General features: G+C 38.3%; 12 protein-coding genes. All 12 read left to right on the top strand.

All coding sequences use genetic code 11. From position 1 onward, the window contains the following. Nucleotides 1–99: 99 nt before the first annotated feature. The 12 genes from AC4G3K_RS06650 (at nucleotide 100) to AC4G3K_RS06595 (ending at nucleotide 12,574) form a co-directional block, all read left to right on the top strand. Nucleotides 100–894 carry a DUF3388 domain-containing protein gene (locus AC4G3K_RS06650; RefSeq protein ID WP_491132869.1) on the top strand — a complete coding sequence of 265 codons (795 nt, stop codon included), beginning with the start codon at nucleotides 100–102 and terminating at the stop codon, nucleotides 892–894. A gap of 18 nt (nucleotides 895–912) precedes the next feature. Continuing rightward, nucleotides 913–1,794: a helix-turn-helix domain-containing protein gene (locus AC4G3K_RS06645; protein WP_491132868.1), complete on the top strand. Its 882-nt coding sequence runs from the start codon at nucleotides 913–915 to the stop codon at nucleotides 1,792–1,794. 86 nt (nucleotides 1,795–1,880) lie between these two features. Next, on the top strand, nucleotides 1,881–2,459 hold the full coding sequence (pgsA, locus tag AC4G3K_RS06640) for a CDP-diacylglycerol--glycerol-3-phosphate 3-phosphatidyltransferase (RefSeq protein ID WP_491076958.1): 579 nt from the start codon (nucleotides 1,881–1,883) through the stop codon (nucleotides 2,457–2,459). Between the two features lie 43 nt (nucleotides 2,460–2,502). After that, on the top strand, nucleotides 2,503–3,753 hold the full coding sequence (locus AC4G3K_RS06635; RefSeq protein WP_491132867.1) for a competence/damage-inducible protein A: 1,251 nt from the start codon (nucleotides 2,503–2,505) through the stop codon (nucleotides 3,751–3,753). A gap of 254 nt (nucleotides 3,754–4,007) precedes the next feature. Further along, on the top strand, nucleotides 4,008–5,051 hold the full coding sequence (gene recA / locus AC4G3K_RS06630) for a recombinase RecA (RefSeq protein WP_491076960.1): 1,044 nt from the start codon (nucleotides 4,008–4,010) through the stop codon (nucleotides 5,049–5,051). 321 nt (nucleotides 5,052–5,372) lie between these two features. Continuing rightward, nucleotides 5,373–6,932, top strand: coding sequence for a ribonuclease Y (gene rny / locus AC4G3K_RS06625; RefSeq protein ID WP_491076961.1), 1,560 nt, complete (start codon nucleotides 5,373–5,375; stop codon nucleotides 6,930–6,932). Between the two features lie 106 nt (nucleotides 6,933–7,038). Continuing rightward, nucleotides 7,039–7,836: a TIGR00282 family metallophosphoesterase gene (locus AC4G3K_RS06620; RefSeq protein ID WP_491076962.1), complete on the top strand. Its 798-nt coding sequence runs from the start codon at nucleotides 7,039–7,041 to the stop codon at nucleotides 7,834–7,836. A gap of 134 nt (nucleotides 7,837–7,970) precedes the next feature. Further along, complete coding sequence (gene spoVS / locus AC4G3K_RS06615; protein WP_491076963.1) at nucleotides 7,971–8,231, top strand: stage V sporulation protein SpoVS; 261 nt, start codon at nucleotides 7,971–7,973, stop codon at nucleotides 8,229–8,231. Between the two features lie 748 nt (nucleotides 8,232–8,979). Then, nucleotides 8,980–10,716, top strand: a complete 1,737-nt coding sequence (locus AC4G3K_RS06610) for a 2-oxoacid:acceptor oxidoreductase subunit alpha (RefSeq protein WP_491132866.1) — start codon at nucleotides 8,980–8,982, stop codon at nucleotides 10,714–10,716. After that, the gene (locus tag AC4G3K_RS06605; protein ID WP_491076965.1) at nucleotides 10,717–11,583 is read left to right on the top strand and encodes a 2-oxoacid:ferredoxin oxidoreductase subunit beta; all 867 of its coding nucleotides are present in this window, start codon (nucleotides 10,717–10,719) and stop codon (nucleotides 11,581–11,583) included. 127 nt (nucleotides 11,584–11,710) lie between these two features. Next, nucleotides 11,711–11,995, top strand: a complete 285-nt coding sequence (locus AC4G3K_RS06600; protein ID WP_491076966.1) for a hypothetical protein — start codon at nucleotides 11,711–11,713, stop codon at nucleotides 11,993–11,995. Nucleotides 11,996–12,001: 6 nt separating this feature from the next. Next, nucleotides 12,002–12,574, top strand: a complete 573-nt coding sequence (locus AC4G3K_RS06595) for a sortase (RefSeq protein ID WP_491076967.1) — start codon at nucleotides 12,002–12,004, stop codon at nucleotides 12,572–12,574. The last annotated feature ends 153 nt before the right edge of the window (nucleotides 12,575–12,727 follow it).

Genomic DNA, 12,727 nt, shown 5'->3' with positions numbered 1-12,727 from the left:
TATGTATTTTACTTTTCACCTGTCTGGAAATCATATATGATAGGACATAGGGAAAATATTGAAGGAAATTGTCAAATATTTTTCTTAGGAGGGTATGTAATGGACAAGAAGGAATATTATTTTGAATATGAAATTAAAAGTAACCGTCCCGGTTTATTGGGGGATATTTCTTCTTTGTTAGGAATGCTCTCCATCAATATCGTAACCATAAATGGTGTAGATGAAGGAAGACGTGGCATGCTACTATTAGCTAAGGATAGTCGCCAGATTGAACGCCTCGAATCAATTCTGCAAACAATGGATACGATAAAAGTAACGAAACTCAGAGAACCAAAATTAAGAGATCGGTTAGCAGTTAGACATGGGCGTTACATACAACGAGATGCAGATGAACGAAAAACCTTTCGATTTGTACGGGAAGATCTTGGGCTTCTTGTTGATTTTATGGCTGAGCTTTTTAAGCAGGAAGGTCATAAATTAATAGGAATCAGAGGCATGCCAAGGGTAGGTAAAACGGAATCAATCGTTGCAGCAAGTGTATGTGCGAATAAGCGTTGGTTATTTGTTTCCTCGACCCTTTTAAAACAAACTGTTCGAAATCAATTAATTGAAGATGAATACAATGAAAATAACTTGTTTATTCTTGATGGGATTGTATCAACGCGCAGAGCCAGTGAAAAACATTGGCAGCTGGTCCGGGAAATTATGAGACTTGATTCAATAAAAGTGGTAGAACATCCTGATGTATTTGTACAAAATTCAGAGTATACAATGGACGACTTTGATTATATTATTGAACTACGTAATGACCCGAACGAAGAAATCACATATGAAGCAGTAGACCAGCAATCCTCTTTATTTGGGGGTTCCGAATTTGGATCGTTTGATTTTTAGTGATTAGAAGGTGTTTAAATGACGGAATTAGGAAAAGTATTAAAGGAAGCCAGAGAATCTAAAGGAATAACTTTAGATGATCTTCAACAATTAACAAAGATACAAAAACGTTACCTTGTAGGCATAGAAGAGGGTAATTATGAAATGATGCCCGGTAAATTCTATGTCAGAGCATTTATTAAACAATATGCTGAGGCGGTTGGCTTGGATGCAGAAGAGCTATTTGCACTGCATCAAACGGATATCCCTGCGGCTGCTGTACAGCAGGAAGAGATCCCTCGAAAATTATCCAGGGTACAAACCAAAAAAACAATGCCTGTGCAGAATTCCAAGTGGTTGGAATTGCTCCCGAAAATTTTAATTATTGTATTTCTAGTCGCGGTTGTCGCTATTATCTATTATTTTGTAGCAAAAGCGGTTGGTAATAATGATGATTCCGGGACGGCTGATCAAGGAAACAACCCTGTACAATTAGAACAGGGCGAGCCAACAACCCCAAAAGAAGATGAAACCGCACAAGAAAAAGAAGAGACAGAAAAAGAAAATACTACTGACAATGCTGAGGAAGAAACAGAAGAAAAAGCTCCTGCCGATCTGAAAGTTACCTCTGCTAATGGAAAAAATACAATATACGAATTAAATAATGCAGATGAATTCAAAGTTTCTGTAAAATCTAAGGGCGAGACTTGGGTATCCATTAAAAATTCCAAAGGAGAAAATCTCTTTAATGGAATGCTTAAAGAAGGAGAAAGCCAAGACTTTGACCTAACTGACGATAATCAAATTGTACTTAATATCGGAAGAACAACAGACACAGAATTGTTTGTTAATGATGAAAAGCTGGAGTACGAAAGTGATTCCATTGTCCAAAACATAACGATTAATTACACGAAGGAATAAGGGTGGAAGGTCATCAAAGGGTGACCTTCCCTCGTATTTCTTCTACATAATAAAAATAAAATTTATAGTAAAGTGAGGAACATCTTGTGAATTTACCGAATAAGATAACGATTTCCAGAATATGTATGATCCCTTTGTTTGTGATTATCATGCTTCCGTCTATTGATTGGGGAACATGGATAATAAATGGCGAGGAACTGCCAATTTCTCATTTTGTTGGAGCCGTACTTTTTATCATTGCCTCCACAACAGATTGGGTTGATGGTTATTACGCAAGAAAGTATAATCTGGTCACAACTCTAGGGAAATTTCTTGATCCGCTGGCGGATAAACTGCTTGTTTCAGCAGCATTAATTATTCTGGTGGAACTGAATCTTGCTTCGGCCTGGATTGTTATTTTAATAATCAGCCGTGAATTTGCTGTAACAGGTCTTCGTCTTGTTTTAGCCGGCGGGGGTGAAGTTGTAGCCGCAAATCAATTGGGAAAAATTAAGACCTGGACGCAAATTATTGCTATATCTGCACTGTTATTGCATAATCTCCCATTTGAATGGATCAATTTCCCATTTGCTGAACTAGCTTTATATGTAGCCCTTTTCTTTACTTTGTGGTCTGGATGGGATTACTTTGCTAAGAATAAACAAGCGTTTTTAAATTCTAAATAAGGGTATCATTCGTATATAACTTGTTAAATTGGCGGGTGATTGAATGAATGCAGAAATAATAGCAGTCGGTTCAGAGTTGTTGCTTGGACAGATTGCCAATACAAATGCTCAGTTTATTTCCAAAAGCTTGGCAGAGATAGGTGTTAATGTATATTACCATACGGTAGTAGGGGATAATCCCAAACGATTGAAAAAGGCGATTGAAATTGCCGAATCCCGGGCAAATCTTATTATTTATACCGGTGGTTTGGGACCTACGAAGGATGATATAACAAAAGATGTTGTAGCGTCATATATTGGTAAAACATTAATAACAGATCAAAAAGCAATGGGAAACATTGAGGATTATTTCAAAAAAATAAAACGGGTCATGACAGAAAATAATCGGAAGCAGGCATTGGTTATTGCGGGATCAGAAGTATTCCATAACCATAATGGGATGGCTCCCGGAATGGCTGTGACTCATGGAGATATTCTTCATATTCTTATGCCCGGACCACCAAGTGAAATGAGGCCAATGCATCAGGATTATACGGTTCCCTATCTATTAAGATCAATGGATCGGGTTGAACGGATTGATTCAAGAGTATTGCGTTTTTATGGTATAGGAGAATCGCAGCTTGAAACAGATATAGAGGATTTACTAGATCAGCAGAGCAATCCAACAATAGCCCCTCTTGCCTCAGACGGAGAAGTGACTCTCCGGATTACGGCTAAACATGAATCAACAGCTGAAGCTGATAAACTATTAAAACAGACGGAAGAGAAAATCCTTTCACGTGTGGGTCAATATTTTTATGGATATGATGATACAACAATCATGAATGAACTCATTAATCTTTTAAAAGAAAATGAACTTACCATCTCTGCTGCTGAGAGTTTAACGGGCGGAATGTTTCAGGAGAAAATGACAGATATACAGGGAGCAGGTTTGATTCTCAAAGGCGGCATTGTTGTTTATACCAATGAAGCCAAGAAAAAGCTTCTGAAAGTTGAACAATCGACCATAGATAAATATGGAGTTGTCAGTGAGCAATGTGCGATGGAAATGGCTGACAATATTAAAGCTATGCTGCAATCTGATATTGGGATTAGCTTTACCGGTGTAGCAGGACCGGATGAATTAGAAGGTCATCCGGTAGGAACGGTCTATATTGGTATAGCAATAGCCGGTGAACAAACTTACGCAAAGAAATTAGATTTAGGCGGTATGCGTGAGGTGAACCGGATTCGAAGTATGAAGTATGGGTGCCATTTTCTTATACACAAGCTGAGAGAATTATATGCAAAATGAATTCCCCCCCAACTATCTATAGTTGGGGGTTATATTTTATTAAACTGCAAAAATTTAAGTTTTGCACTGTATATTGGTTGAAATAATCAATTTGCTAGAGGAATTCAATTGAATTGGATGCAAAAATGGCAAAAAATAATACGAATAAATGTTCGCCTTTTTGCTTGGCAAATTCAAAAGAATAAGGTATAGTATAGATAAGATCTAAATTATACAAAGTATGCTTTTATATAGATGTGGGGAGGAAATAAACTGTGAGTGAACGTCAGGCTGCGCTGGATATGGCGCTAAAACAAATTGAAAAGCAATTTGGTAAAGGTTCAGTAATGAAGCTCGGTGAAAGAGCGGACAGAAGGGTTTCCACAATTCCAAGTGGTTCTCTTATGCTAGATTCAGCACTAGGTGTGGGTGGATATCCAAGAGGAAGAATAATTGAGATTTATGGACCGGAGAGTTCCGGTAAAACAACAGTAGCTTTACATGCAGTTGCTGAAGTCCAGGCAAAGGGTGGACAAGCAGCTTTTATTGATGCAGAGCATTCTTTAGATCCAGCATATGCACAAAAGCTTGGCGTAAATATAGATGAATTATTGCTTTCCCAACCAGATACAGGTGAACAGGCATTAGAGATTGCTGAAGCACTTGTGCGTAGCGGCGCGATTGATATTATTGTTGTCGACTCAGTGGCTGCATTAGTACCAAAGGCTGAGATTGAAGGTGAAATGGGAGATTCTCATATGGGTTTACAAGCCCGTTTAATGTCTCAGGCTCTTCGTAAACTTTCAGGATCCATTAATAAATCTAACACCATAGCAATTTTCATCAACCAGATCCGTGAAAAGATTGGAGTTATGTTTGGTAATCCAGAAACAACTCCAGGGGGCCGTGCGCTTAAGTTCTATTCTACGATTCGACTTGAAGTAAGACGTGCAGAACAACTGAAGCAAGGAAATGATATTGTAGGAAATAGAACTAAAATTAAAGTTGTTAAAAATAAAGTGGCTCCGCCATTTAAAGTGGCAGAAGTGGATATTATGTACGGTGAAGGTATTTCTAAAGAAGGTGAAATCATCGACATTGGTTCTGAATTGGATGTCATCGAAAAGAGTGGTTCTTGGTATTCTTATAATGGGGAACGTTTAGGTCAAGGTCGAGAGAATGCTAAACTTTTCTTAAGAGAAAATCCAAATGTTCGTGATGAGATATCTTTGAAAATTCGCTCCGCATATGGATTAAATGGAGAAGCTCAAGATATTGCTCCAGTAGAAGAAACAGACGGCTTCGATTTACCAGAATAAGTATAATTGTACTGGGCAAACCTGCATTTAAGGGTTTGCTTTTTTTCTTCAGGTATGACAGCGGATAATGACAAAGAACCATTTTTACAATTGAGGATATTCGCTTATCTGTCTGTATTTTCGAAAAACCGATAAAAGAGCGTCAGGACTAGCTCTTGACAACAAATTTTCATAACTTTACAATAGATATGTATTAATATCTTTTTTTATGACATGCCTAAAAGCGATTGTGCTGTATATTTTTAGATGATGTACATGCCAGAATTGAAAACAATGTAGTAAAAGAGATTAAAAAATTTAATAGCAAGAGGAGGTGTAATGATGGATCCAATCACTATCATCTCCATTTTGCTTGGCCTAATTGTTGGTGCAGTTGTTGGCTATTTGTTAAGAAGATCTATAGCGGAATCTAAAATATCCGGCGCAACGAATGCGGCTGAAAAGATCATTGAAGACGCAAAGCGGGAAGCGGACGCCTTGAAAAAGGAATCCCTTTTAGAAGCAAAGGATGAGATTCATAAGCTTCGTACTGATGCTGAAAAGGAAGTTCGTGATCGACGAACTGAATTGCAGAGACAGGAAAATCGAATTTTACAAAAAGAAGAGAATTTGGACCGTAAAGCAGATTCACAGGATAAACGTGAGGCTTTACTGGAAAAGAAAGAAGATTCTCTAAACCAAAGACAACAGCATATTGAACAGATGGAAAGCAAAGTGGATGAGATAATTCAAGCTCAAAGTTCTGAACTTGAACGTATTTCCAGCCTAACCAGAGAAGAGGCAAAAGCTATTATCCTTGACCGTGTTGAGAATGAACTGTCACATGATATTGCCATCATGATAAAAGAGAGCGATAACCGAGCAAAGGAAGAAGCGGACAAAAAGGCACGTGAAATCTTGTCACTTGCGATTCAACGTTGTGCAGCAGATCATGTAGCCGAAACGACCGTTTCTGTCGTCAATCTTCCTAATGATGAAATGAAAGGTCGAATTATCGGTCGTGAAGGACGTAATATTCGAACACTTGAGACGTTGACAGGAATCGATTTAATCATCGACGATACTCCGGAAGCGGTAATTTTATCAGGATTTGATCCAATAAGACGTGAAACTGCAAGACTTGCCCTTGAAAAACTTGTACAAGATGGCCGTATTCATCCGGCACGTATTGAAGAAATGGTTGACAAGGCAAGAAGGGAAGTCGATGAGCATATCCGGGAAATCGGAGAACAGACAACATTTGAAGTTGGGGTTCATGGCTTACACCCAGATTTGATAAAAATCCTTGGTCGCTTAAAATACAGAACAAGCTATGGACAAAATGTGCTTAAGCATTCCATGGAGGTAGCCTATTTATCTGGTCTGATGGCAGCCGAGCTTGGTCAAGATATTACGCTGGCGAAGCGGGCCGGACTATTACATGATATCGGTAAAGCAATCGATCATGAAGTAGAAGGAAGCCATGTTGAAATAGGAGTTGAACTTGCTACTAAGTACAAGGAACATCCAGTTGTTATTAATAGTATTGCTTCCCATCATGGTGACACTGAGGCGAAATCGATAATTGCCATATTGGTAGCTGCGGCAGATGCTCTTTCGGCAGCGCGACCTGGTGCCAGAAGTGAAACGCTTGAAAACTATATACGTCGCCTTGAAAAACTTGAAGATATATCTGAATCCTATGAGGGTGTTGAAAAATCATTTGCTATCCAGGCTGGACGTGAAGTCCGTATTATTGTTAAGCCTGAAAGTATTGATGATTTAGAGGCGCACCGACTGGCCAGAGATATCAGAAAACGTATTGAAGATGAACTGGACTATCCAGGACATATTAAAGTGACGGTTATTCGTGAGACCAGAGCAGTTGAATATGCAAAATAAAGCGGTGTTTTCTTCACCGCTTTATTTTTTTGGAGCCTGCCATTATTCCGATTATAGAAGATTAATTGGACATAAAAATCTTGGATTGTTAGAAAGGAAAACATAAATGAGGTTATTATTTATCGGGGATATTGTTGGATCGCCGGGAAGAGCAATGGTGAAAGAATATTTAGGTAAGCTAAAAGAAAAATATAGACCGCAATTTGTTATCATTAATGGAGAAAATGCAGCAGCTGGAAGAGGAATTACTCAAAAAATTTATAAAGAATTACTTGAGTACGGGGCAAATATTATTACACTTGGCAATCATTCCTGGGATAATCGTGATATTTTTGAATTTATTGAGGATGCGAAGTATTTGGTGCGTCCTGGTAATTTTCCGGAAGGCACGCCAGGTAACGGCCTTTCATTTGTTAAGATGAATCAATTTGAACTGGCTGTTATTAACCTGCAAGGCAGAACCTTTATGCCTGCGCTTGACGATCCATTTTTATGTGCGGATAAACTGGTAGAACAGGCAAGCAAGCGAACTCCATTCATATTTGTTGATATGCATGCTGAAGCTACGAGTGAAAAACAAGCGATGGGATGGTATTTAGATGGAAGAGTATCTGCGGTAGTTGGAACACATACACATGTTCAAACAGCTGATAATCGGATTCTTCCTAAAGGGACAGCTTACATGTCGGATGTGGGAATGACAGGTCCATATGATGGTATTCTCGGAATGGAAAGAGATGCGGTTATCAAAAAATTCTTAACGAGCTTACCTGTACGTTTTGAAGTACCGAAAGAAGGAAGAGCGGTTTTGAGTGGTTTAATAATAGATTTGGATCCTAAAACAGGAAAAGCGTTAAAAACCGAAAGAATATTAATCAATGAAGACCATCCATTTTTTAATTAGGAAGATAGGAAAGAGCCAACCTCCAGGGGTTGGCTTTTTTGTATGGTATATCTTTTCTCCATAATGAATATAGTTAACAGAAAAAACATACACACTAGGGGACATGTCCTGGAATAAGATGAGGAGGACCATAAATGGATATATTAAAGGTTTCAGCAAAATCTAATCCCAACTCTGTGGCTGGAGCGCTGGCTGGTGTATTGAGAGAAAGAGGAGCAGCAGAAATCCAGGCAATTGGTGCAGGAGCATTAAACCAGGCGGTAAAAGCTGTGGCAATTGCCAGAGGGTTCGTTGCACCAAGTGGGGTAGATCTTATTTGCATTCCGGCTTTTACAGATATCTTAATTGATGGTGAGGAACGCACTGCCATAAAACTAATCATAGAACCACGGTAGTATGAAATTGGAGCTGACTCTAAAATAAGATCGGATGATAGTGTCCGATTAGGAGGATGCTCCTTTTTGTTAAATTTTAAAGAGAGTTTAATTCGGGCGAACAGGGTAATGGATGATATTTGATTGGCAATGTGCTGTATTAATAAATTTAATAAATTTGTTTAGTAATCCGTATTTGGATTTTGAACATAAATATACTTCTATCTATCCGCTTTGATGCATCACTTGCCGAGGTGGATATTTTTTATGACCTGATTATTCACAAAAGAAAACTAACATACAATCGTCTGTATGAGGATATATCTTACCTTAAAGAGAGGGAAATTCAGAATAATAGCTGGTGTGATGTGTCATATTTATCAGTGAGAGCTTGGAGTTGCAGGGAAATCCAATACCTGTTGGATGTGGATCAGATTTTGACGTTACTCCATCCAATGTTTATTCTTTGGGGAGAGTGGACAGTATTCAATCCTTGATGACGAATTGTAACAGTATTACCTGGAAGTGGGTATAAGTAGCTTCTTATTTGATCATTGTGTATGAGACATGACCTATGAAGTTGCTTTAATAAATATTTTGAATTTTTAATAAATTATTCTGGAAGCGGTTGCTTTTTTTTGTTCTAAAGCTTAATATGGTAGATATTTAGGTATAATTTAGAAAATTATAAATTTAATGATAATAGGTTAATGGCAAGCGTGGAAAGCCAATATTCCATTTTAGTAGGAATCAAAGGGGTGTAAAGGAAATGATTAAACAACTTTCATGGAAAGTTGGAGGGCAGCAAGGCGAAGGCATAGAAAGTACAGGGGAAATCTTTTCTATCGCGTTAAATCGTCTGGGATATTATTTGTATGGTTATCGCCATTTTTCTTCAAGAATTAAAGGAGGGCATACAAATAATAAAATTCGGGTTAGTACGACACAGGTTCGGTCTATCGCTGACGATCTGGATGTATTAGTGGCATTTGACCAAGAAACCATTGATGTAAATTATAAAGAATTACATAATGAAGGAATCATTATGGCTGACACCAAGTTTGACCCGCAAGCTCCTTTAGATTCCGAATCCATACTTTATTCCGTTCCGTTTACAGAAATAGCTACTCAGCTGGGGACATCACTCATGAAAAATATGGTGGCCATTGGAGCTTCAAGTGCTGTGTTTGGCTTAAATATTCAGGTGTTTTCAGAAGTGGTGGACGAAATTTTTGGAAGAAAAGGCGCCTCGGTTGTTGAAAGGAATTTGGAGGCTATTCAGGCAGGCTATAATTTCATGAAAGAAAAGTTAGGGAGTAAGCCAGGAGCATTGCAGCTTGCTGAAGCGGATGGGAAAAAGCGTTTATTTATGATTGGAAATGATGCTATCGCAATGGGGGCTCTGGCTGGTGGTTCACGCTTTATGGCAGCTTATCCAATCACCCCCGCTTCTGAAATTATGGAGTATTTAATTAAGCATCTGCCTAAGTTTGGTGGTACGGTGATTCAAACAGAAGATGAAATAGCCGCTTGTACGATGGCCATTGGCGCAAATTATGCCGGTGTACGCAGCCTAACAGCCTCAGCGGGCCCTGGTCTATCTTTAATGATGGAGGCCATCGGATTATCGGGCATTACCGAAACGCCTCTTGTAATTGTGGATACACAACGTGGAGGGCCATCAACAGGTATGCCTACAAAACAAGAACAATCAGATTTAATGGCAATGATTTATGGAACACATGGTGAAATACCTAAAATCGTTATGGCTCCAAGTACTGTTGAAGAAGCTTTCTACGATACGGTCGAAGCATTTAATTTAGCCGAAGAATACCAGGTTCCTGTTATTATCCTATCAGATTTACAATTATCTCTGGGTAAACAAACTGTCGAGCCATTGGATTTTAGTAAGGTTGAGATTCGCAGAGGCAAATTAATAACGGATGAATTACCTGAAAGCACAGATAAAAGATATTTTAAACGTTATCTGGTAACGGAGGATGGGATTTCTCCAAGGCCCCTCCCTGGTATGAAAAATGGAATTCATCATGTTACGGGCGTAGAACATGATGAGACAGGTAAACCATCAGAAGTGGCTTCCAATCGTGTAGCTCAAATGGACAAACGGATGCGGAAAATACATTCTGTGAACTTTAAAGACCCTATTCATATAAATGCAGTCTATGATAATCCAGATTTGTTATTAATAGGGTTTAATTCTACAAGAGGTGTCATCGAAGAGACAATGACTAGGCTAGAGAGTGATGGAATTAAGGTAAACCATGTCCATGTCAGACTTTTGCACCCATTTCCAGCCAAGGAGATCCTTCCATATGTTCAGATGGCAAACAGGGTAGTTGTCATAGAGAATAACGCAACAGGACAACTGGCCAACATCCTAAAAATGAATATTGGTCATGCTGATAAGATTATGAAGCTTTTAAAATATGATGGCAATCCATTTTTGCCGCATGAAGTGTATTCAAATTGCAGGGAGTTGGTTTAAATGGCTACATTTAAAGATTTCAGGAATAATGTAAAACCAAACTGGTGTCCGGGTTGTGGAGATTTCTCTGTCCAGGCGGCAATTCAGAGGGCAGCAGCTAATGTGGGGCTGGAGCCAGATCAACTCGCTGTTATTTCGGGGATTGGCTGTTCCGGCCGTATATCAGGTTATATCCAATCCTATGGATTTCACAGCATACACGGTCGATCTTTACCTATAGCACAGGGTGTAAAAATGGCCAATCGTGATTTGACGGTTCTTGCCTCAGGTGGAGATGGTGATGGATTCGCAATAGGAATGGGTCACACTGTGCATGCAATTAGGAGAAATATAGATATCACCTATATTGTAATGGACAATCAAATTTATGGTTTAACAAAAGGGCAGACATCTCCACGTTCTTCTGTCGGTTTTAAGACTAAATCAACACCTGGAGGTTCGATTGAACAGGCGATATCACCAATGGAAATGGCGTTGTCTGTTGGAGCTACATTTGTAGCGCAGAGCTTCTCTACCGATTTGAAAGATTTGACAGCACTGATTGAGGCAGGAATTCGCCATAAAGGGTTCTCCTTAATTAATGTTTTTAGTCCTTGTGTTACTTATAATAAAGTGAATACGTATGACTGGTTCAAGGAAAATTTGACAAAGCTTGCTACGATTGAAGGGTACGATCCCTCGAATAAAGAGAATGCGATGCAGACGTTAATGAAGCATCAAGGTTTAGTGACTGGCTTAATCTATCAAAATACAGAACAACCTTCCTATCAGGAATTAATTCAGGGATATGCTGAAAAACCTTTATCGGCTGCTAATTTGGAACTGACCCAGGAGCATTTTGATAAATTAACAGCAGAATTTATATGAGTTTATAAACACCGGCCTTATTATTGGTCGGTGTTTACTTTTTATTCCACGCAAGGAAAGTATTTTATAGTTTGCAGGGAATAAATATGGATAAATAGTACATAAACAAGGTAAGGGAGAATGCCTGATGAAAAAATTAACAGCTGTACTTGCTTGTTTGATCCTACTATCATTCTGTTTCAATGAAACAGAAGCAAAATCAAATGATGCCGGATATGCAGGCTGCAATGGTGGGGTTTGTCATAAACTAGAGTACACAACCAAAAATTATCAGGATGATTCTCTTGGAAATGGTATCAGCTATCTAAGTGTAATGGCTGCTAAAGGTAGCAAGCTGCCATATATTAAACAGATCACCGGGGCTATATGTTTACTCTTTGCCTGGTATCTAAATGATTCGAATAAGGACTGAATCAAAATGTTACGGAAAAATTTTAGTAAAGTATTAACCTTAGTAGGTCTGTATTTATTAATCTCGCCAATCTTTGATTTGGTTAAGGAAATCTCTGTAGCAGAGCAAATTGTAGAACAACCTGGTATAGAGAAAAGCAGTAAGGAAACAGAGAGCAATACAAAGGATGATAAATTAACGATTGTTCAACCTCCCTATTGTGAGGGGGATACTATTGGTTACATAAAAATTCATTCTATAAAAATCGAATTGCCGCTAATAGAGGGGAGAAACCAAAAATATTTAAATCATGGAATCGGTCATTTGGAGCAAACCGAATACCCAAATGAATTGGGGACAGTTGGCCTTGTCGCATTCCAGGATAATAAACCTTTATACGAACTTTATTCAGTGGATAAGGGAGAAATGATTCAAATAACGGATTATAGAAATACATATGATTATGAAATTTATCAAACAGAAACAATACCCTATAATGAATGTACGTTTACGAAAAATGATGAGGAAGAGGAAATCATACTTGTCACTACAACAAGAGATGGTGAGAAATTATTTGTTATATATGCTAAACGTATTTAAACGTTCGTAAAGTCTCTGGAATCCCAGAGGTTTTTTTTGTGCTTTAGGACAATAAGTTATACATGTAATCAATGGCCAATGTTCATTTCTGTATAACTTTTATAATAATAGTAAAACGTTTTCAAAAAAATATTCCCGTAAAATTCAACTGTC

This window comes from Bacillus sp. z26 (assembly GCF_058313635.1).
The sequence above is the reverse complement of the archived record's forward strand: the minus strand, read 5'-3'. Positions and strand labels throughout refer to the sequence as shown.